A 22821-nucleotide genomic window follows, 5' to 3' on the forward strand; every position below is an offset into this window, starting at 1 on the left:
GTTGGAATTTTTTTATACGCAATCTTCTATGATTACATTGCATTTCGGGTGAATTCTCAGCCATTATGGGTATCTGTCTCAAACTCTTCTCTATTCATCAGTCACATTATAATCATCAATCAACCCGTCATGACCATCGAAAGAGAATTCTTTAACAATATAATCGCGTGGAAAATCTGATGGATAACCATTATTTACAATAATTAACTGAAAATCATTTTCACATTCTTTTCCAAGTTGAAGAAAATAATTAATTATAGATTCGTAGATTTTTTCGTCTCTAAACTCTGTACTTGTCGAGGAAGCCCCTAAGTTTTTCCTAGGCGTATCAATCATCAACAACCCTAAATGGTTACCAGTTTGCACATCTGAACAAATCATTATTGATAGGTAGTATGCCATTGTTATCAGAGTCACAGCTCCTAAACTACCTAAATCACTGTATTTACGTCCCCTCACATAAGGTAAGTAACTCTTTGTATCAATATAGGCTTCATATAGATTTGGAAACTCAAAAGATGATAATATAGTTGAAAATGTTTCAGACAGTTGTTTCAACTTGTCCTCTTTGGCATCTTTATATTTTTGACGTTCAATTTGTTCTTTTATCCCCTCAACTTCTATCCTCTTTTCAGAAAGCAACATTTCCAAATTTGTAAGTTCCTCAATAAATTTCAGGCTCTTATTTAAAGACTTCTTTTCTTCATATAATTGACCGCTTTTAATTGATAGCAAACTAATTTCTGTAGCTAAGGGATTGATATATTGTCTGGTTAAACTATCTAATTTTTCTTCATCTGAGTTAATATTATCCTGTAATTTTTTTATTTCTAAGTCTACTCTAATATTCTTTTCCTTTTCTGAATCAATATAATTGTGAAGCTCATTTTTCTTTTTTGTAAGTTTTCTTTGCTCCTTTTTCAAATCGTTGATTTCAATTACAATATCATCCATATTCTGATGACACAATAAGCAACTTGCTTCTTCGTGAAGTGAAATTGGTCGTAAGCAATTTGGACAATACAAGTATTCGTATTTATTAATAGCTTTGATACCTGCTACCTGTTCATTAATTTTTTTAATATCTGAAAAATATTGATTTTCTAGTAACTGTAATTTTTGTATATACTGTTCTTGATCTGAAAACTTATTTCTTAGATTACTTAGCTTTTCTTTTTGATCACTAATAAATACTACCAATTCATTGACATCATTTCCCACTTCTGTTTTCAGAATATCCGATTTATATTTTTCTATTTTAGAATTAATATCCTCTAGTTTGGAATCAATGTCAACAGATTTCGCTTGCACTGTTTCATAGTTCTCAATCTCTGCAGTTTTTAGAAATTCTCTTACAGCTTCATATCTAATTTCTTTTACCTTTAAGTTCTCTTTTTCAATTTTAAGACTCTGTTGCAGGTCAGCTAGAAAACTATCATAGATATCTAAAATAATCTCAAATGTTGCTTTTTCTTTTCCATTATGCACCCAGCTCTGCTCATTAAGAATATTTTCATTATCAATCTTTGTCTGTTTTAAATAGGAAAATTTAAATAAATCTCTAAAACTAAAATCGTTCCCTCTAATGGTTAAATTAGTTAGATTAAGCTTCGATAATAAAAAGTATGATAATGATTTTTCATTTGAAGGAATATCAATTTCCAAGGCACGCGCTTGTGCAAATTTTTCTTTGACACTATCATAAGTCTGTAAAAGAACAGGTTCTGTAAAAGCTGATAATGGTCTTTTAATTTTATAGAGATTCTCTGATATATAAAATTCTAATTCCACATCCGTACAACTTTCTCCAATTTCTATATACGATTTATGATTCTTTTTCCCAAAAGCATAATCTATTAATTCTAAAATTGCAGTTTTTCCCGTTGAAGTTGGTCCCGAAATATAATTTAATCCTTTATGAAAATGAACCTCATAATTTTTCCTCACACCTATTAATCTAAGTGTCTTTAACAATAATTTCATTTAATTACCTCGTATACGGTCTAATTTATTCTGTATCATTGTCTGTCCAGCTGATACTGTTTTATTTAACACTTTAGAAACTATAAAATCACAAGACTGTAGTATCTTGCTCCAATCTATCCCTTCTTCACTAAATAGTTCAATAACAAATTTCTCTCCTTTATCTGTAATGAAATATCTGTTACTCAAAGAGTTAAATGTAATAATATTTCTAGCTAATAAATCTGCAAGAACTGCATTATACAGTTTATAATTAGGTTTCCAATGGAAATAAGAGTACTTTATATCAAATCTTCCAAGCTCTATTTCATCAGATATTAATTCTGGAAATTTTAGAAAAAAATCACTAATAATCAATTTTTCTTGAGTTGTATCTTTTTTGTGCTCTTTTCCTAAAATATTCAACAGTATCGCAACCCTATTTCGGGTCAAACAATATTCTTGGAAACTTATATTCTCAATTATCTCCAACATCATTTCCCTCCATATATTTTTCCAACACTGCTATAAAATTATCAACCCAGCCTAATTTCTTATCATCAGCAAGCTGATGTAAAATGCCCTTTTTAGCTAATAAATTAAAATCACTTATCGGGCTCCCTAAAGTGCTAGAATCTAAATCTTCGATTCTAAGATAAGTTTGATTTATTAAACAATTACCATCGTTAGGTTGCTTGTATAGACGATATTGGGTTTCCCAAATAGAATGTATCTTCTTTCTTAAATTATCATACTGTTTTTTCCCATTGATGTCATCTTTGCTAAGAGACTCATGTCTAGCAATTTCTGCATTATAAAAATCAACTTTGAAATCGTCAATTTCGGTTATTTTTGCACTTTTCAACATTGATACAAATATAGTATCATTGTACATTTCTGATATTTCATCTATCTCATCTTCTCCGTACAATATTTCTTCGTAAACCCTTTTATTACTGGCTTCAATAGACACTTTAATCTGTTCTAAATCATTTCTGATATCATCATCAAATGTTGATTTATAACTGCCACATTTCTTAAATTCTTTTAGTAAATAAGCTCCATCAAGCACTTCTATCTTTATTTTATGTTCAGCCTTCATTTTACTTTTCCATCTTGACCACCATAATAGCTCATTAATTTTTAGGCCTAGTGGTACACATAAATACCAAGAAGAAATATTGGGATGCTTGGTAACCACTTTTCTAAACGATTCTCTAATTTGTTGTTTCTGTGAATCTCCAATCCCATCAATAAAAAATTTACACTGATAAATTGATGGTCTGTCATCTAAGTCGCCAACTAGAACATCGATGCCATCATCACCTTGTGATACCGCAACCTCCTTCGCTAAAGGTCCAAATTCTTCTTGAAATACCTCAATACATATCTTTTCAAATTTTTCCCTTGCTCCTGCTAATCCATACTTAGTGACTAAATATTTAAAATCATACTCCATATTTCCTCCCCAACCAAATATTTTAATTCTGTTTCTACCAATGTTAATTTCCTTTTTAGATTGCTAAAAACTCTAAAATTTAATCTCAAACTAATACTTGTCTATTTTTCCATATCTTTTAGTGCATACTCGCAAGCTTGAATTACAAAACTTGAAAAAGTGACATCTTCATTTTGAATAACCTTTTCAATTTCTTCTATTAGTGGAAGAGGAAAACGAATCGTTTTATTCTCAGTCTCTTTACGATTAGATTTTAGTTGAAATGCCATATCTTCCCTCCTATTCATTCTATCTATAGAATAAAACATATTGCACAACAATTATGCATTGCGTTATGCATTGCGTTTCATGTTCTTTTTTGCAATCTTATGAGTTATAATATAAGTGGCTTTCTAGCACAAAATGATAAAAACATAGTCAGCTAATATTATGAAGAAAAAACATTTCCTTTTAGGTATTACATTACTAGCTTCCGAAACTTTGTTAATTGCGTGTCAAAGTAAACCTAACTCCGCAACCTCAGTAGAAAAAAGTTCAACTAAAATATCTTCAAGTAAAACAGATGGCAATACTCTATCAGAACAAAGACTCAAGACAAGCTTAAATAAAATTTATGAAGAATTTCCAGCAGAACAAGCTGCTCGCTACCAAGGTACTATAGATGAACGAAGTGAAAAAGCTTGGAATTACAAGGTCTGCATTTTATAAATGGAAACATCGAATAGTTCCAGAACAGGAACAATTAAACAGCGAAATGCGGAATTAACTAAAGAATATGATGAACGTTTTTCACATATCTTGGGATACCGAATAATGACCGATTGGATCAATCATTTCAATCATACGAATTACTCAAGAAAGAGAATTCACCGAATTATGAAAATACTCGATATTCACGCTTTTATCCGTAAGAAAAGGAAAAAATATAAGACTGCTAAGCCTGAAGAAACTGCAGAAAATAAGTTATCAAGGAACTTCTATACGACTGCTCCGAACAAAAAATGGGTAACAGATGTTACAGAGTTTAAGATCCCTAACTCTCATAAGAAACTCTATCATAGTGCCATACTTGATTTATATGATCGTTATCCTATTGCTTTTGTCATAAGTGGTCGAAATGATAATCGGTTAGTCTTCAAAACATTTGACAAAGCCATTGAAAAAAATCCTACAGCTAAGCCTATATTTCACAGCGATAGAGGGTTTCAATATACTAATAAGCACTTTCAAAAAAAAGCTGAAAGATACTGATATGATTCCATCCATGTCAAGAGTAGGCCATTGTATTGATAACGGGCCAATAGAAGGTTTTTGGGGAATTATAAAATCAGAAATGTATCAGATGTATGAGATTTCAGATGAGAATTCCCTCCGATATGCCATCAAAGATTATATCCGTTTTTATAGTCATGAGCGACCACAAAGTAGATACGACTGTAAAACGCCTTGGGAAGTAAGAAACGCTGCCTTAACATCAGAACATCCTTTGTCATACCCAATCGCTAAGAATAACAAAATTGAACAGTACAAGTCTAAGTGGTCTGCATAAAAAACAGCCGTACATTTATTTTGTACGATTGACCTTATAAAACAGACACTATTATTAGATATTTAACCTGTCTACTTGACAGGGGGCATATCACTATTTACTATAACAACTAATCAATTATTCTTTTTATCAAGTATATCTAGAATTTTTTGTCGTTCTTCAGTAGTTAAGTTCATTTTATCTAGTAATGTACGATTCAAATCCTCCGATGTATCAAACTTTTGATGATACATGTCTAAAAGTTTATTTCGAAGAATAGGCTCACTAATCATCTTGATTTCTTTCAGAAAGACTTCTTTATTTTCTATTTTATCTTCCCTCAACTTATTAATTAATGAATTAATTTTTAAAAGAGCAAAGTCTCCATAAATATTAGAAATTAACATGTCCTCATTCATAATTTCTTGAATATTTTTAGCAAAAGTATTTGTATGTTCTCTAACAAACGTTTTACCTTTCTCTTTTTCAAGACTGACTACATTACCAGGTTTAATATCTGATAACATAAATGGTGAATGAGTCGTAAAAACAAATTGAAAACTAACATTAGAATTTTTTTCAGAGATTTCATTTTTTATATAGTTTACTACAAATCCTAAGATTCTTCTTGACCACTCTAGGTGCATACCTGTCTCAATTTCATCAATTAATACGATATAATCACCAGAAGCACTATCATACGAGAAAATTTGTAAAATCTGACTAATAAGTAGTAATACATTCGTTTCTCCTTTAGACATACTGATTTCAATATCAGGAAAATCTTTTATGCTTTTTTCATTTCCTCCACTCTTTTTTTATAATCTAAGTAGTTTCCATATGAAATTAAAAAATCCTCAAAAAACTTTTGTTTTTCTATTCCATTGAAAACTATATAGGTTGTTAAAAAAACCTGACTTCCATTGTTATCATAATGATCAACACTGACCATTCCTTCTCTATATAATTTATCAATATTTTTCCATACTTTATAAATTGTTTCGTTTTTAAATTTCTCCCTATTCTCCACTATAATCTTATGCATATTCTTTTCAAAATATTTCATCTGAGAAATGGAAACTTTATTTTTCTTTTCCCGATTTTCTTGAGTTATTTCTTTATCCTCAAAAATGTCTGAGAAATTTTTCCAACGTATCTCTAACTTCAATCTCAAATCCGATTGAATAAAACTACTCTCTTTCAAGTGACAGTATGCTCTCAATATATTTATAGGGTAGAGTGGATCATATTTCCTAGGGAAAATTTCTTTTGTATTCCTATCGTAAGAACTTGACCTTGCAAAATTCTTATCGAATTCGGAAGCTAAAAATCCAATTCTGGTTTCAAAATTATATTCAGGATTGGATAAACATCTTGAAATTCCATTTTTCTTTTCTAGCTGTATTTCAAATATATTATCTTCAATCTCAATTTGAGCTTTAGTCTTATTGAAAAAAAATGTTCAGAATATTCTAAACAAACATCATCACCATCTTTGAATACAAGGCAGTACGACAAATTTTTATGATCGCTCTTAATATTGTAAAGAACATCATAATGAATAAGCATATTCAATATACTTGATTTGCCTGTTCCATTAACTCCAGCAATTATTGAAAAATTCTCTATGTTAGACTGATAAAAATTTTCTATATACTGGTCTCTCTTTTTAAAAGTAAACTTTGGAATATAATCTTCATCACTATCATGCTTTTCATTATAAAATTCAAACTCAACCTCATACTCATCAGAAAAATTAATTATTTGATGTTTAAATAGCTCTTTATATTCTTCAATAATTAGTGCAACTAACTTCATTACTCCACTCCTATTAAACCAATTTCTTTACTAATATCTGTAATCATCTTTGACAATGGCCTTTTCCCAAAATCTTTTGAGGTAGTGTATGCTCCAGTAATAATTCTATTTAAATCGTCACCTGTAATATATTTTTTTATTTTATCTTTCTCATCTTTTGAAATTACTTCATCATTTTCTCTTATAACCTCTGTCGTGGGATTTAGTAATCTATCTATACTATTTCTATATTCTTTTGTATATATTGAAGACTTCCAAAGAATCTCCTGAACAACATCATTATGTAATCTATATAAATTAGGTAAATCAAGTAATTTTTTGTCATTAAATAAATCATTCTCAACCTCTGATACTGATCCTAATATGATCTGAATACTATTTTTGTTCGTAAAAAAATCCGCATTTGATATTTCATATGTAAATTTAATAAGTTCATCCATATTTTCTATTGTTTCATCATATGGTGAGATATTAAATTGACTATTACTCTTTCTATTATTACACCCATAACACGATGGAATTAGATTATAAAAGCTTAACGCGAATAGAGGATACTCACTCTTAGGAAAGAAATGGTCTAATTGACTTGTATTTGCTTCATTCGTTACATTCACAAAATTACGATTACAGTATGGGCAGACCGTTACACCAGTAATTCTTACAAGTTCTTTTTTATCAATCTTGTCATAAATTTTAGAAAATTCTTTTTTATATTTAAAAACCAGATATTTTTTTAGGTCAGTTTTGTAAGAAAAATTTCCAACGCTATTATTAAATAAATTGACTCCAGAATGTTCTTTTAAGGTATATCTTAAAAAAGTAGTTAAGTCGTAGCTATCGTTAGTATTACATCTTACAAAAACATCTAGAGTATCTTTAAAATTTTCATCAATATTGTCAACTAAAAAACTTATATATTTATCCGGATCTTCAAATTTTTTTAGTAGGCTGTTTATTTCACTATTGTTACTTATCTGACCTTCTTGTATTGCTTTCCTTATTTTTTTTAATTGAATATCGCTAACATAACTTGTTATAATTGCGCTTACTTCAAAATTTTTACTTACTTCCTTTGTCAATACATCTTTATTTTTAACATACCACTCTTCACACTCTAAAAGTACATTACTAGCTAAATATTTATATACTAGTTTCAATACATTTTTTACTTTTAAACGAACTTCTTGTACTACCTCAAAATCTTTATTAACCGTACTATCAATTTTATCTTTTATTAACCTTAAATCTGAATAGTTTAAAGTCAGTAATTTTAACATAGACCGCTCTCTGTTTTCAAAAATAATTGAACTATCGCTTCTCTTTACACCACAAAATTGATCATACACAAAATTATTCAATTCATTAAAAAAGTCCTTATTCTTCTTAAGCATTCTATATGAAGATAAGATATACCTTCCTACTAATCTCTCATCACTCTTTTCAATTGGTATCATACACTTTTATCCTTTCTTTTTGCTTACCATTTTATCAAAAAAAGACCGTTTTCACGATCTTTCTTCTTGAGAATTTTCCCTCATTCTCGGCTGTGTGTTCTCTGGTCAGTCACATGAGCTACTACTGCTTATCTTCCTGGGACATATTCGCCAGTGTTGGCATCGTAGTAACGGCGTTGGCCATTGACTGTGACGTAGGCTCCTTTAACTTGGCGACCTGATTGGTCAAAGTAAAGGTGTTGGCCATTGATGACTTGTTCGCCTGTTACGGCATAGCCATCAGCTCCGAAATAAGCCCAAACGTTTGGCTCGATTTGAGCAAAGCGGTTGGTTACAGGTTGACCATCGTTTTCGTCATAGTACTTGTAACGACTACCGACCTTAACGGCTTTGCCCTTGTATTGGATACCATTTTGGTCAAAGTAGTATTCCTTGCCATTGATAGTCCACTTGCCTTTAAGGGCTTGGCCATCAGTATTGAAGTAAGACCATTGGTTTGGTGCAATCTCAGCAAAGCTGCTTGTGACAAGAGCTCCACTGTGGGCATCATAGTAATAAGTCTTACCATCTTCAACAATGGTTTTACCCTTGACTTGGATACCATTTTTATCAAAGTACTTAAGGTATCCATGATCAGCACGAACTTGGCCGATAGCCAGTGAACCGTCTTGTTTGAAGTACATCCACTGGTCATCACCAACTTGGAGGTAGCGTCCGCTAGCAAGAATACCTGATTCTGGCTCATAGTAATACTTAATGCCGTTTTCCTCGATAATTTCACCCTTAGCTTGGCTACCATCTTCCTTGAAGTAATAGAGGTGACCATCAATGTATTGGCGTCCTGTGACACGGTTACCTTCTTTATCAAAGTAGTTCCATGCCTTAGTTGCTGGGTTGTAGACAAAGATGCTACGTCCGATTTCGCCTGCTGGTGTGATGTAGCGAGCCTTACCATTTTCAAAGATAATAGAATCTGCACGATTGCTGTAGGCCGTACCGACACTACCATCTTGGTTAAAGTAATAAGTCTTACCGTCAATGACACGTGAGCCAGTCACAGTGTTACCATCAGCGTCAAAGTAATAACGTTTACCTGTGCTGCTGTCTGTCGCAAAGACGTTACGTCCCATGTCACCAGTTTCAGCAACATAGTAATGCAATTTGCCATCATCTGTACGAACAACGCGATCCTTAGCCTGGATACCCGTTTCACGGTCAAAGTAGAAATGGTGGCCACTCCAATGAAGGTTACCCACTACCATTGTTCCTTGAGTCGTAAAGGCACGGACCTGCTTATGCTTGTCATCAAAATCAACGAAGGCATTCTTAACCATGGCACCGTCTAGACCGTAATAGTAGGTATAGCCGTTGCTAGCACGACGAAGGGCGTTACGCAATTGGATACCATTGTCAAAGAAATAGTAATCCTTGTTATTGATGTTTCGAGCACCCTTGGTCATCTTACCGTCACCACCGAAGTAATACCAGTTACCACTACCATCTTGAACAAATTCATTCTTAACGGTTTGGTTATCACGAAGGAAGTAAACGTCTTGTCCACGACGTTGGAAGACTTGAGTGCTTGTGATGGCACCTGTGTCACGAAGTGGTGTTGGCAAGAGTTGGCTGTTGGCTGAAGTATTGAAGTACTGGTTGGTCTTATCATCACGAAGGACAAAGTTGATACCTCGTCCAAGGATGTTGGTTCCGTTGAAGTACTTAGCAGACCATTTGGTAATCTTTTCATTCGTAGGTAACTGCTTACCATTTGAGATTTGTACACGATTGAAAATAGATGGGTACTTAGCTTTTAGTTCATCAAGGAAGGCACCACCGTACTTGCCTTGATAGTCTGTACCATCTGTACGGGTATTGGCCACATAGGCTTGGTCAACAATTTGGTAGCCTGCCTGATGATAACCGTAACCATTTACACGTGTAGCGTTAACTACTTCTTTACCAGGAAGGTTATAGATTTGGTCTGGCACCCAATCAGCAATGGCTTGAATACCATCTTTGTGCAGAGCTCGAAGGACGTTAAGGAGATCCTCAAGTGATCCGTACTTGTTATTTTGACTCAAGGCCATATCATAACGGTCATCAAAGGCATAACCATTGTCAATCGTTGAATCAAGGAAGGTACCATCCTTACTTGAAACGTACTGTGGTGGAAGTCCAACAGACGTAATACCCCAAGCTTTGAGCAAGTCAGTGTTCTTAGCCAAGACACGGTTCATGTAGAGTTCTGGCTGATCGTCCGCAAAAGCTTGGAAGTTTGAGAAGGCTTCATACATAACTTGAGAATCAAGAGCTGCTGAAGACTTATAAACTTGTCCGTCACTATTGGCACGGTTACTTGGCTGTGTACGTGCGTCTTGGTTAGCCTTAGCCCCGACTGGTACCCAGACACCGAGGTAACCTGATACTTGCACGTTTTCCACACCAAAAATATCATTGGCATTGAAGGTCAAGTTTCCGTTTCGATCTGTTCGCTTAAGAAGGTTTGAAGGGACATCAGAATCGTTGAGGTAGGTTGCTAGACCATCCTTAGTCGTCAAAAGCAATGGACGGTAAAGCTGATTACGGTGGGCTCTACCCATATTCATCGTTACAGTTTCATTGCTACCCAATCGGAAATCATAGTTGTTGGTCATGATGACACCCATCCCTTGCGTACGGGTTTCAGCAGTTCCCCAATCAGTTCTGTTATTGGCACCTTTACCATAACGAACTGATGTCAAGAGGCCGTCATTTCCGACTTTCTTCACTTCCATGTCTTGACCACCAGCTACATACTTGATACGGGCACGCAAAAGGGTATCGATGGCATCAAAGTAAGGCGTCTTCTTGGCCATGTAGTGACCATCCTCACGGTAGAGGTCTCCATAATAAACACGTGTTACAGAGTCCTTGTTGGTCAACATGAGGGCATAGACAGATGGCAAGTTGTAAGACGCATAAGTCTTGTGAGCTGTATTGATATCCGCATTGTAAATCTCGAAGGCCTTCTTGATTTCATCACGGGTGAAATTGTAACCAAACAGATTTGGATTGATACGATCACGGATGATACGTTGGATAATGGTTTGCGCTTCAGTATCGTGGGCACGGGTGAAAATATAGTTGGCCATACGTTCACCGTTTTTATCGTTAGCACCACGTGGATTCAAACTACTATTCATAAAAGCAGTCATGTCTCCAAGCTGCATACGTGTATTTTTATCACGCATCAAAAGATTGGTAAGAGCATTACGAAGGGCATTATCAATCGGCAGTTGTGCCCCTTTAGTATCCTTGTTGTAATATGGGTCGTTGGCAGACCAAGCTTCCAAGTATGACAAGTGTTTAATTGCATTCGCTTCAGACTTGTCAACACCATAGGCTGCTTTGAAGTAATCAGAAGCGATTTGGAGAAGGTCAGCATCCACATTGTCCAAAGCATCGACACGCAAACCGTCAAAGTTGGCTGTTGGATCGTTGGCCATGATACTTCCGATATTCATCATAAAGTGGAGCCAGTTAAGTTGCTCCGCCTGAACAGCTGGGTTTGAGTTATCAATATCGTTGGCAAGCAAGAACTCAAGACCACCGATAGAATTGTCCTTGAAGTACTTACGTGTACCCGTCTGGTTAGTCGGTGTGCGGTTAAGTAGACGATAATCAGAGTTGGCGTAGTTGGTACGATTACCAGTATCACCTTTACTGTTGTTAAAGAGCAACTGTCCACCTTGCAAGTGGTCGTATGAACTATTTTCAGTGCTACTATTCCAACCTGGCTGAGTCTTGATGAACTGGTCGATACTTGTACGCAACCAGTTGGTATTGCCTTCACGCACAATACGCTCTTCAATCTTAGTCTGAACCGCTTTAGCAGCTAGATTTAGACTTTCCTGGCTAGAGTTGGTTGAAAATGATCCCGCACCAAGACCTTGATTTTGCATGTAGTTTAGGTAGTTAACCTGAGTCGATTTGTCAGGCCACCAAACCATCAAGAGTGGACGTTTATCCGCTTCAGTTGAAGCTGTCCAAGTCTTACCATCCTTGAGAATACTCTTTGGACGGTACCAAGCATCCGCAGTGATGAAGGTGTCGAGTTGGTCCAAAGATTTGTTATCGTTTTTGTAGAGCTGATTTCCAGATGAAAAATCTACGGTCGCCTTGATAGGTTTAGTTGAAAATTCATCCTGTGACTTAGTCGCAAGAGCCCCTGTTTCAGCATCAAAATAATATGACTTACCATCTTGCTCAAAGACGAAGTTCTTACGCACACTACCGTCACTATTGACATAGTATTGTTTGCCGTTAATCCATTGGATACCAGTCGCTGTATTGGTATTGGCTTCACGAGTTTCTGCCAAGGCACGACGGCTACGTGTACGAGCTTCTGTATTTGCCGTATCAGTTGTTGCTGCACGGTCTGTAGTAGCTGTTGCACGATCCGTTCCAGTTACTGCAGCGTTAGTATTTGTATTTGTATCAGTTGTTGTGGCACTCGTATCAGCTGCAGCTGCTTGCACATTTGTACTTGGTGATGCTTGACCTGAGTTAGTTTCCACTGTCGCTGCGTTTGCAGCAGGTGCCGCTGCCCTATCTGTAACATCGGTTGTCGTGCTAGTCGCATCTGCGACAGGAATAGCCACGCTCGCAGTATTAGCATCTGCTGAGATAGTTGGTGCTACTGTAGTTGCTGCATCATTAGTTGTAGCTGGCGTTTCTTGAAGCAGATTCTGACTGCTATCACCTGACTGATTCGCAGGATTTTGCTCATCGGCCTGAACCTGTTGATCCGCCAACAAAGTTCCACCAGCAACAGTAACCATTGAGAGTGCTGTCACCCCAATAGTTACCCAATTCTTCTTCACTTTATGCAGTTTAAAGCGTACTTTTTGTTCCATAATATTTACCTTTTTCCCTTATATTACTTCTATCATAAGCTATTTGACAAGGGAATACAATTACACAACTGTAATATCAGTTTAATGTATCTACCTTCGTTTTCTCAGAAAACGTCCTTTAATAATCTGCCTAATAAATACACCTTGTGAACAAATGCACTAAGGATAACATAAAACCAACTAAAATCGTTAGGATTTAGACTTTTTTAGACGATAGAATCATCCTACAAAATTAATGTAAATTTAAATAAAAAAACCTTCATTTCTAAGATGAAATAAAGGCTTGGGTTAGAGATATTACCTAGTGAACAAATCAGCTATGGTTTCAATAATCGCATAGAGTAATGGGTATTTTCGTTTTCTGAAGTCTGTTTTATAAAAGTAGTAATTCGAAATGAAGATAAATAATATGACAGTAACACTCAAAGCTAAGATAAGCATGATTTCTCTCCTTTAGAAAGTCGATTACACCTCGAGTTTAATGAAAATAGTTCCCCATAACTACCTCTAACTCTATTTCCTACATGCAAATATAATACCAATTATAACACGGCTATGGCTTCTTCTTGTGAATATGAGAGGGACAAAATTATTAGGATTTAAGCGTGAAAAAGCATCTGAGCGTACACTGACAGTTTCTCTAAAACAACTCAAAAAACCAGCATCAGCTGGTTTTTTCATTTATTTAATCATCTAGAGTTATGATAGGAAATAATAATAATTTAGATAGGAAAAGGAAAAATTCGCTCTAGATTTTTAAGTACATAGTAATTAACGACGCTGTCTCAATTCACCAGTTTTGGCATCGCAGAAGAGGCGTTTGCCACCTACATAAACATAACGTCCTTTCACTTGACGACCTGAACCGTCAAAGTAAAGCTGTTTGCCATTGATAACCTGTTTTCCAGTCACTGCTTGACCTGCTGCGTTGAAGTAATACCAGCAACCACGTCCAGCTTCGACAAAGCGGTTTACCACTTGCTCACCAGTGTGGGCATCAAAGTAACATTTCTTACCTTGGACAGTGAGCAATTTACCTTTGACTTGAGCACCATTGCTACCAAAGTAGTAAACTTTATTGTTAATATTTTGAAGACCTGTCACTTTGTGACCATCTTGGTTAAGGTACGCCCATTGGTTAGCCGCAATTTGAATGAATTGGTTGATGACTGCTTGACCAGTGACGGCATCATAGTAACGTCCTTCAGCCCAGCCACCTTTTAGCTGGCTGTGGTCTTTGTTGAAGTAATAGAGTTTACCATCAATCACTTTGGCACCTTGAACGAGGCAACCAAAAGCATCCGCATAATACCAGTTGTTGTTTTCAAAGATAAAGCGTGACACAGCCATTTCACCTGTTTGGGCAGAAATGTAGTATTGCTTGTTGCCTTGTTGCATCATCTGACCTTTGATTTGACGGCCTTCTGAGTCAAAGCAGTATTCTTTACCATTGATGATACGTTTTCCTGTCACAGCGTAACCATGTTCATCAAGGTAGTACCAAGCTTGGTTTTCTTTATTTTGAACAAAGGTATTTACAGCCATATTACCAGTATCAGGGATGAAGTAACGGATACGGCCATCTGAGAAGCGAATAAATTTGTCTTTAGCTTGGATACCTGTTTGTGTATCAAAGTAGAAGGTTGTGCTACCCATTTCAAGGAGACCAGTAGCCATGTGACCATAACAATCGAAATAGCGTACATCCTTACGGTAACCTGCAAAATCGTAGAAGCCATTGATAGCCTTCACGCCATTTTTATCATAGTAATAGGTGTAACCATCGCTACCTTTAACAAGGGAGTCACGAGCTTGAAGACCATTTTCAAGGAAGTAATAAGCCTTTCCATCGATAACCTTTTCGCCTTTGACCTTTTGACCATATTGATCGTAATAATACCATTGATTTTCGCCTACACGAACAAATGAAGACTTGGCATTGTTCGAATCAACACTTGGCTTAGTCTCACCTGAGATGATTTGGTAACCTGAGTTATTTTGCTGATTTCCTTGCGAAATGATAGTGACATTAGCATTTGAACCGTTCGAATGACCAACTGTCAGGTTTGGAAACAGTTTATTAGAATTCGAAACGATAGTAACATTCGGCGTTGTTCCTGAAGCCGTGATGGTGATTGTCGTGTTTCGACCACCATTCCAATGAATGCCGTTTGAGTCAGACGAACTCGTTGTAATTGTCGCAAAACCGCTAGCTGACGATGATGATGACCATGATGATGACGACGAATAAGAATACCAAGCAGAGCTTGATGAGCTTGAAGAACTTGATGCACTAGCACTTACTGATGACGAACTGCTACTTGATTGATAAGCAGAACCCGTTTGTGATGAATTAGAGTTTTGTGTTCCTACTACTTGTGAAGTTTGTGATGAACTAACTTGACCAGCTCCACCACCAACTACAGTCTGAGATGAGCCTCCTGTTGAAACAGATGATGACGACTCGTAGCCTGTGCTTGTTTGACTTCCAGAGTTCGATGGCACTGCTGACACGTAAGTGGCATCTTCTGTTAAGGTTGGTGAATAGCTTTCATTAATCAATGATGCACTTGATTCAATCCCAGCATCCGTTTGTTCAAAACCATCACCATTAGGTAGTGACACTTCATCTGCTTGTGCCGATTGGTCTGCCAAAAGGGCTCCACCCGCAAGTGCAACCATCGACAGCGTACTAACTCCAATAGTCACCCAGTTTTTCTTGACCTTGTGCAACTTAAATCCAACTTTCTTTTCCATAACATACACCTTTCAATATAACTTTATTTCTCTATTCTATGTTAAGGGATTTTGGGAGCGAATACAATTACAGATGCATAACCCTAGTCTCATAAGACTAACCTTCTACCCATAATCTATTTGAAAAAACAAGCCTAAGATATATAGCTATAGCTTTTATATGTTAGAAACCGTTTCCAAAAAACGTTCAGATTTTCTTAAATTCACACAGAAACTCCGACTTTTAGCACTTTCACCACCTTCTTCATTAGAATGACTGAGCATAATTTAAAGCTAAAGTAAGCAGTCTATTGACGATTCTCTTAATCAAACTCATTTTTTGCTTACAATCTGCTTGGCATATCAAGAGATAGTAATAAAAGAAAAGCACTTGAAACAAAATGTTTCAAGTGCTTAAAAGCGGTGAGACTGGGAAGGTACCTACTGAATTTTAATCTAAAAGCATCTAGGATAGTCCCAAAATCACATTTTCTTCTGCCCTTTATCGTTTTCTGACCCAAGCTCCAGTATTGGCGTCATAGTAACGGCGTTGGCCTTTAACCCAGACGTAACGGCCTTTGACCTGACGGCCAGAAGCGTCAAAGTAGAGGTGTTGACCGTTGATGACTTGCTCACCCGTTACGGCTTGACCTGAGGCGTTAAAGTAATACCAAACACCACGAGAAACTTGGATAAAGCGATTGGTTACGGCTTCACCACTATTGGCATCAAAGTAGTATTTCTTGCCTCTGTATGTCAGAAGTTTCCCTTTAGCTTGGACACCGTTGCCTTCAAAGTAGTAAAGTTTACCATTGATATGTTGGAGACCAACTACCTTTTGACCATTTTGGTTGAGATAAGCCCATTTGTTGGCACCAACTTGGACAAAGCGGTTGGTTACGGCCTGACCCGAGTCACCATCATAGTAACGGCCGTTGGCCCAGGCACCCTTGACTTGGCTATAATCATTGTTGAAATAATAGTGATTACCATTAATGACTTGAGCACCTTTAACCAACTTACCATTGCCATCGACATAGTACCACTTGTTGTTTTCCGTCACAAAGCGTGAACGGGCAATTTCACCACTATCGCCATCAAGGAAGTAACGTTGGTTATTGATAGTGACAAAGTGTCCTTTAACCTGACGGCCTTCATTGTCAAAGTAATACTGCTTACCGTTAATGGTTTGGAGTCCTGTCACGGCATAACCGTTGCTATCGAGGTAATACCAAGCCTTGTTCTCAGGATTTTGCGCAAAACGGTTGACTGCGAGATTTCCTGTATCTGGGATGAAGTAACGCGTGCGTCCGTCCGCAAAACGGATGAACTTGTCTTTGGCTTGAATACCAGTCTTTTCATCAAAATAGAAGGTTGTCCCATACATGTCGTGGAGGCCACGATACATTTGACCGTTGCCATCGAAATAGCGAACGTCTTGGCGAGGACCCGCAAAGTCATAGAATCCGTTAAAGGCCTGAGCTCCTTTAGGATCGTAGTAATAGACGTGACCATCACTGCCTTGGCGAAGGACATGACGTAGCTGGAGACCATTGTCTAGGAAGAAGTATTTCTTACCATCAATGACCTGTTCACCTGTGACCATGTTGCCATTCTTATCAAAGTAATACCACTGGTTGGCACCGACTTGAATGAAGGTGTTCTTGGCAAGGTAACCACTCGTTGAGAAGTATTGGACCTTATCTCCAACCCTACGGAAACCAGTTGCTGTGATTTCAGTCATTTGTTTAGGAAGGAAGGTTTGACCTGCCTTAAGGCTGAAGTATTGGTTTGTAGCGTTATCTTGTAGAACATAGCGAGCTCCAGTACCTTGGATATTGCTTCCATTGAAATACTTGGCTGACCATTGCGTGATTTTCTCATTGGTAGTCAATTTACGGCCGTTTGAAATCTGCACGCGCTCAAAGATTGCTGGATATTTTGCCTTCAATTCATCAAGGAAGGCACCACCGTACTTGCCTTGGAAGTCATTTCCAAAGGTACGTGTTTTAGCTGCGTAGAGGCTATTGTAGATTTCAGCATTTGGACGTGGCGTTCCGTAGCTATTGGTACGAGAAGCTGTTACCACTTCTTTTCCAGGAAGATTGTAAATTTGGTCTGGAACCCAGTCAGCAATGGCTGAGATACCTTCTGCGTGAAGGGCACGAAGGGCATCCATGAGGTCTTTGAGCGAACCGTATTTGTTGTTCTTACTCATGGCAATATCGTAACGGTCTTCGAAGGCATAGCCATTTTCAATGATAGAATCCAAGAAAGTGCCGTCTTGGCTAGACACATATTGTGGCGCAAATTCAAAGGAAGTGATTCCCCACTCTTTGAAGCGTTTGGCATTTTGAGCAATAACACGGTTGGTGTACTGACTTGGTGTCTTAACGAAATCTTGGAAGTTTGAGAAACCTTCGTAAATGACTTGTGAATCAAGAGCTGCTGATGATTCAAAGACCTGCTCACCCTTCTTAGTTGTCGAAGCCTTGGTGCGGGCATCTTGGTTTTCAGAAGCACCTACTGGCACCCAAACTGCCAAATAACCTGAAACTTCAACGGTTGAATGACCAGCAATATCGTCTGCCGTGAAGGTCAAGTTCCCTTGATTATCCGTATAGCGAACCAATCCAGCTGGCACATCAGAATCCTTGAGGTAGGTCGCAAGACCTGTCGATTTGCTGAGAAGCAATGGGCGGTAAGCCTGATTTTTGTGGGCGGCTCCCATATTGACCACTAGACGGTCATTAGCTGCCAACTTCATATCTGGACGGTTGGCTGTAAGGACGAGCATTCCTTGGTTGCGTGTTTCGGCAGTACCAAACTGGTTGGCTTCTTCTGCCCCCTTACCATAACGCACAGATGACATGATTTCATAGCCATTAAGCTTAGTGACCTTCATGTCTTGACCACCTGCTACATATTTAATGCGAGCACGAAGCAGGGCATCGATGGCATTATAGTATGGTGATTTTTCAGCCATGTATTGGCCATCGTCGGTAAAGAGATCTCCGTAGTAAACACGAGTGATACTATCCTTGTTGGTCAACATTGTGGCATAGGCAGCTGGGATATTGTACTGGGTGTACTTTTTATCAGCCTTGCGCATGTCCGCATTGTAGATTTCAAAAGCCTGTTTGAGCTCATCCATAGTGAAGGTGAAACCATCTGTTTTTGGATTAATCTGCTTGCTGATGATATTAGCCAAAACAGCTTGCACTTCACTATCATGGGCTCGCACGAAAATATAATTGGCATCACGTAGCGTGTGTTTCTGCTCACTTGAACGATTGTTAAGAGAGTTAGTAATCACGCGCTCCAAGCTGCCACGGTAATTGGTCTTACGCAAGAAAGTTGTCAAAAGCGTTTCACGTAGTGGATTGTCGATAGACAACTGAGCACCCTTGGTATCCTTGTTGTATTGATGATCGTTGTAAGACCAAGCTTCAAGGATTGACAAGTGAGCAATGGCGTTGGCCTCATTATCAGCCACACGGTATTTTCCCTTAAAGTAATCAGAAGCAATCTGCAAGAGATCCGCATCCACATTGTCCACCGCATCGATACGAACACCGTCAAAGTTGGCACTTGGATCATTGCCAAGGATAGAACCAATGTTCATGATGTAGTGGAGCCAGTTTAGTTGCTCTGCCTGAACAGCTGGGTTAGAGTTGTCGATATCGTTAGCCAAGAGCAACTCGTAACCACCATTTGAACGGTCAATATGATATTTGCGTGTCCCCGTTTGGTTAGTCGGTGTGCGGTTCATGAGGCGGAAATCTGAATTGGCATGACTTGTCGCACTATTATTTAGGAAGGTCAGAGCGCCTCCTTGCAAGTGGTCTTTACCAACTAAGAGATTGTCCTCACTCTCAGAGTTCCAGCCAGGCTGTGTTTTGATGAAGTCTGACATCAACTGGCGAAGCCAAGTGGTATTGCCCTCACGACCAATACGTTCCTCGATTCCTCGTTGAACCGTTTCGGCAGCAGCTGCCAAGTCATAGCTCATCATATCTGTCGTATAGGTCTTATTACCAAACCCTTGTTGGCTCATATAGTTGAGGTAGTTGACCTGTGTCACCTTGTCTGGCCACCAAGTCATCAAAAGGGGACGATAATCTTTCTCAGTTGAAGCTGTCCAATTTTTCCCATCCTTCAAAATCTGTTTTGGACGGTACCAGCTATCAGCCGTCAAAAAATTGTCCAAGTGTTCAAAACTCTTGCTTGACGTATCATAGGCCTGGTTATAAACCGCATAGATAGAGTTATTTGGAATGGCATCGGCACGATACAAAGGTTTACTTTGATCTACCATCGCCCCAGTCTCATCGAAATAATAAAGACGACCATCAAGTTCAATCGCTGTGTTCTTTTTCACAACGCCATTTTCAACATAATACTGCTTGCCATCAATCGTCTTCAAGTTGGAAGCTACTGGTTTATAGTCAAGACTTGACTGACTTGGTTGGACTGGCTTGTTAGGTTGAGACGGTTGACTTGGTTGAACAGGTTTGTTTGGTTGATTTGGCTGCGTTACAATAGTCACATTTGGTCTTGTGCCATTTGGACTTGTCACCGTCACGTTTGGCTTAGGAGTGTTTGGCCCTGTGATAATGGTGACATTTGGTGTCGTACCGCTGGCCGTAATCGTGATGTTGGTGTTACGGTTGGCATTGATACAAATAGTGCTATCAGCAGCGCGTGTGGCGATTGCTGGTGCAGCATTGGTCAAGACTCTAGGTCTTGCTTGTTCTGTCACACTTGGAGTAGACTGAGCACTTGTTTGCCCAGCTACTTGAGTCGTAGCCTGACCTTGTGAGGCCTGTTCCGTAGTCAGTGTCTCTTGGGCACTAGCTTGAGTTTGCGAAGAAACTGCCACTTCTTGATCGATAACTTGACTGCTTTGTGCTTGAGCAGTTGCCTCTTGAGCGACCGCACTTGTCGTCGCCTGAGAGCTTGTTTCGTGACTTACGCTGGCTGTTGCTACTGCTGCCACACTTGCTTGAGCACTAGCTTGCTCAGTAACAGTTGTTGTCGTCACTAGACTGGCAGTACCATCCTCACTCAGTTGCTGCAAGCCGTCACCATTAGGTGCGCTCGTCTCATCGGCCTCTACTTTTCCTTGAGCTAGGAGGCTTCCACCCGCCAAGGCAACCATTGAGAGGGTAGTCACCCCGATAGTTACCCAGTTTTTCTTAACCTTATGTAGTTTAAAACGTACCTTATTTTCCATCTATAACAATCATCCTTTTTTTCTATTGTTTTCTCTACTCTATGATATATTCAGACAAATTACAAATAGGAAAAAGTCATCTTATTTTCATGAATCTCTGCCGGACGCTTCCTATTATTAACTTTGATTTGTAAAAATGAGACCTTACACCATATGTAAGGTCCTAAATAGAGTTTTTTTGCTTCTCAAACTCCTTCAAGTGCTTATCTTCAAAGGCTTTTGAAGATTAAAGCAAGCTTCAATTAACCTTAAGAGATAGCAAAACTATGAGAGAAGTAGCCCCTAAAAAGACAATTCTGAAAAGAAAATTTTAGATAGAAAGACTCTATTTTTTCATCTGACTAAGATCGTGGTCTGTCTATGAGGAACAAAAATTAAAAATATAAATGATTTACACAGGTGAATTCTTATTTGACTAACGAAACTAAATATAGAATCTTTTATGTCAGTTCTTTAACATTTTTGATAATTCCGTTAGTTTCTGTTGTTTATTCTTAAAAAAGGATTATAATGAAGCTAGGTGAATATGTAAGCGTTTTAATTTTGCTTTAAAGGACACTTGGGGGATTATCTAAAAGATTGACATTAGTTACCTAATGCCTAAATAAGGATTATAGTAGGATAACCATTCCTGAGTCACTTTGAACCATCAAACTAGGGCTCATAAAAAGAATACAGCATCATTTCAAACTAGAGCTCTAGAGGGGACGCCTCATACTAGTAAGCTCTAGTTTTTTGTGTCTTAGAAGCCCAAAATAAACGAGATCTTCCATGCTTAGAAAGGAGGAAAATTCCGAACGGCTCTCGTTTTTCTAGAATCATTTCGTCAGGACTCATGTTTGCCTCGAACAGTCTCGTAATATAGAAATTGAGGAGGCTTGGAGAAATAAGGATTGTCACAAAAAGATTAACTTACATCGTTAGGGACTCCTCCCCAATGCTCACTTTTCATAAACTCTCATGACAGCCCTTATTTTGCAGTATGTAAAAAGTTTAAAATGAAAGGAGAATTACCATGGAAAAGAAAGTACATTTTAAACTTCACAAAGTTAAAAAACATTGGGTAACTATTGCAGTGACAGGACTTGCTTTGGGATTGAGTTTTGCAGGACTCAGCTACGCTTCAGCTGAAGAACAACCTACACCTGTTAATGAAGCAACTGTTGAAGCCATCATCAAAGAAGGCGCTATTGACGTTGAGGCTCCAGCAAGTAATGAAGCCACAACTAAACCTACAGAAAATACACCTGCTACCCCTTCTAGCGAGACTGCTACAGTATCAGAAGCACCAGTAGCTACCTTAGAAGTTCCTTCAACAGAAACAGTCTCTGAAAAACCAAGCTCTGAAGTCACAAGCACAGCTAGTTCGGAAGCAGCTAATTCTGAAACTACACATTCTGAGGTAAGTGCAACGACTAGTGAGAGTGTTACAACTGAGAATTCGTCACCAACAACTAGTGATACTGATACCCCTAATTCTCAAGTTCCCTCTGCTGAAAATAATATCACTGGCGGTCACTACTACAGTGATAAACAGGGGAATTGGTACTATGAAGATGCTAATGGGAAAAAACTTACTGGAGACCAAACGATTGATAACGTAAGAGTCTCCTTCTGGGAGGACGGAAAACAAATTAAAGGACCACAAATCGTAAATTACAAACTATACCGTTATTTTGATGATAATACTGGTCAACTACAAACCAAACGTTATCTAGAATATAAGGGAAACT

The 22821-nt window shown here is 37.8% G+C and carries 15 protein-coding genes; 4 read left to right on the forward strand and 11 right to left on the reverse strand.

The window, feature by feature from the left end:
- Positions 1–90: 90 nt before the first annotated feature.
- The 4 genes from O3670_RS03700 to O3670_RS03715 form a co-directional block, all read right to left on the reverse strand.
- On the reverse strand, positions 91–1983 hold the full coding sequence (locus O3670_RS03700) for an AAA family ATPase (protein WP_371595795.1): 1893 nt from the start codon (positions 1981–1983) through the stop codon (positions 91–93).
- Positions 1984–2457, reverse strand: a complete 474-nt coding sequence (locus O3670_RS03705) for a hypothetical protein (protein ID WP_371595796.1) — start codon at positions 2455–2457, stop codon at positions 1984–1986. It abuts the gene before it with no gap.
- A complete protein-coding gene (locus O3670_RS03710) occupies positions 2441–3421 on the reverse strand; it encodes an ABC-three component system protein (protein ID WP_371595797.1) in 981 nt (326 codons plus the stop codon). Before O3670_RS03710 ends, O3670_RS03705 begins: the two co-directional genes overlap by 17 nt.
- Positions 3422–3522: 101 nt before the next feature.
- Positions 3523–3690 carry a YlcI/YnfO family protein gene (locus O3670_RS03715; protein ID WP_371595798.1) on the reverse strand — a complete coding sequence of 56 codons (168 nt, stop codon included), beginning with the start codon at positions 3688–3690 and terminating at the stop codon, positions 3523–3525.
- Between the two features lie 160 nt (positions 3691–3850).
- Between O3670_RS03715 and O3670_RS03720 the strand changes: the two genes are divergently transcribed.
- The 3 genes from O3670_RS03720 to O3670_RS03730 are packed head-to-tail and all read left to right on the forward strand — an operon-like array spanning position 3851 to position 4970.
- Positions 3851–4129, forward strand: coding sequence for a hypothetical protein (locus O3670_RS03720; RefSeq protein WP_371595799.1), 279 nt, complete (start codon positions 3851–3853; stop codon positions 4127–4129).
- Complete coding sequence (locus O3670_RS03725; RefSeq protein ID WP_371595800.1) at positions 4130–4672, forward strand: DDE-type integrase/transposase/recombinase; 543 nt, start codon at positions 4130–4132, stop codon at positions 4670–4672.
- Between the two features lie 13 nt (positions 4673–4685).
- On the forward strand, positions 4686–4970 hold the full coding sequence (locus tag O3670_RS03730; RefSeq protein WP_371595801.1) for an integrase core domain-containing protein: 285 nt from the start codon (positions 4686–4688) through the stop codon (positions 4968–4970).
- Between the two features lie 113 nt (positions 4971–5083).
- Here the strand turns inward: O3670_RS03730 and O3670_RS03735 are convergent, their stop codons facing one another.
- From O3670_RS03735 to O3670_RS03765, 7 genes are all read right to left on the reverse strand, one after another.
- The gene (locus O3670_RS03735) at positions 5084–5710 is read right to left on the reverse strand and encodes an AAA family ATPase (RefSeq protein ID WP_371595802.1); all 627 of its coding nucleotides are present in this window, start codon (positions 5708–5710) and stop codon (positions 5084–5086) included.
- A gap of 26 nt (positions 5711–5736) precedes the next feature.
- Positions 5737–6153 carry a hypothetical protein gene (locus tag O3670_RS03740; protein ID WP_371595803.1) on the reverse strand — a complete coding sequence of 139 codons (417 nt, stop codon included), beginning with the start codon at positions 6151–6153 and terminating at the stop codon, positions 5737–5739.
- A 191-nt stretch (positions 6154–6344) separates the two neighbouring features.
- Complete coding sequence (locus O3670_RS03745; RefSeq protein WP_371595804.1) at positions 6345–6767, reverse strand: P-loop NTPase family protein; 423 nt, start codon at positions 6765–6767, stop codon at positions 6345–6347.
- Positions 6767–8221, reverse strand: coding sequence for an HNH endonuclease (locus tag O3670_RS03750; RefSeq protein WP_371595805.1), 1455 nt, complete (start codon positions 8219–8221; stop codon positions 6767–6769). Before O3670_RS03750 ends, O3670_RS03745 begins: the two co-directional genes overlap by 1 nt.
- Positions 8222–8349: 128 nt before the next feature.
- Positions 8350–13116, reverse strand: a complete 4767-nt coding sequence (locus O3670_RS03755) for a glycoside hydrolase family 70 protein (RefSeq protein ID WP_371595806.1) — start codon at positions 13114–13116, stop codon at positions 8350–8352.
- 771 nt (positions 13117–13887) lie between these two features.
- The gene (locus O3670_RS03760) at positions 13888–15873 is read right to left on the reverse strand and encodes a KxYKxGKxW signal peptide domain-containing protein (protein ID WP_371595807.1); all 1986 of its coding nucleotides are present in this window, start codon (positions 15871–15873) and stop codon (positions 13888–13890) included.
- A 481-nt stretch (positions 15874–16354) separates the two neighbouring features.
- Positions 16355–21088: a glycoside hydrolase family 70 protein gene (locus O3670_RS03765; protein ID WP_201061400.1), complete on the reverse strand. Its 4734-nt coding sequence runs from the start codon at positions 21086–21088 to the stop codon at positions 16355–16357.
- A gap of 1015 nt (positions 21089–22103) precedes the next feature.
- Between O3670_RS03765 and O3670_RS03770 the strand changes: the two genes are divergently transcribed.
- A partial coding sequence (locus O3670_RS03770; RefSeq protein WP_371595808.1) for a KxYKxGKxW signal peptide domain-containing protein occupies positions 22104–22821 on the forward strand: 718 nt, incomplete at its 3' end.

Origin of the sequence: Streptococcus sp. 27098_8_74 (genome assembly GCF_041431705.1) — a bacterium.
Classification (GTDB): Bacteria; Bacillota; Bacilli; order Lactobacillales; family Streptococcaceae; genus Streptococcus; species Streptococcus salivarius_E.

Excerpts from the sequence above, each read along its gene's own strand:
- O3670_RS03765 (WP_201061400.1), bottom strand. The coding sequence starts at position 21,088 with ATGGAAAATAAGGTACGTTTTAAACTACATAAGGTTAAGAAAAACTGG.
- O3670_RS03710 (WP_371595797.1), bottom strand. The coding sequence starts at position 3,421 with ATGGAGTATGATTTTAAATATTTAGTCACTAAGTATGGATTAGCAGGA.
- O3670_RS03760 (WP_371595807.1), bottom strand. The coding sequence starts at position 15,873 with ATGGAAAAGAAAGTTGGATTTAAGTTGCACAAGGTCAAGAAAAACTGG.
- O3670_RS03755 (WP_371595806.1), bottom strand. The coding sequence starts at position 13,116 with ATGGAACAAAAAGTACGCTTTAAACTGCATAAAGTGAAGAAGAATTGG.
- O3670_RS03730 (WP_371595801.1), top strand. The coding sequence starts at position 4,686 with ATGTCAAGAGTAGGCCATTGTATTGATAACGGGCCAATAGAAGGTTTT.
- O3670_RS03750 (WP_371595805.1), bottom strand. The coding sequence starts at position 8,221 with ATGATACCAATTGAAAAGAGTGATGAGAGATTAGTAGGAAGGTATATC.
- O3670_RS03715 (WP_371595798.1), bottom strand. The coding sequence starts at position 3,690 with ATGGCATTTCAACTAAAATCTAATCGTAAAGAGACTGAGAATAAAACG.
- O3670_RS03735 (WP_371595802.1), bottom strand. The coding sequence starts at position 5,710 with ATGTCTAAAGGAGAAACGAATGTATTACTACTTATTAGTCAGATTTTA.
- O3670_RS03720 (WP_371595799.1), top strand. The coding sequence starts at position 3,851 with ATGAAGAAAAAACATTTCCTTTTAGGTATTACATTACTAGCTTCCGAA.
- O3670_RS03725 (WP_371595800.1), top strand. The coding sequence starts at position 4,130 with ATGGAAACATCGAATAGTTCCAGAACAGGAACAATTAAACAGCGAAAT.
- O3670_RS03700 (WP_371595795.1), bottom strand. The coding sequence starts at position 1,983 with ATGAAATTATTGTTAAAGACACTTAGATTAATAGGTGTGAGGAAAAAT.
- O3670_RS03745 (WP_371595804.1), bottom strand. The coding sequence starts at position 6,767 with ATGAAGTTAGTTGCACTAATTATTGAAGAATATAAAGAGCTATTTAAA.
- O3670_RS03705 (WP_371595796.1), bottom strand. The coding sequence starts at position 2,457 with ATGTTGGAGATAATTGAGAATATAAGTTTCCAAGAATATTGTTTGACC.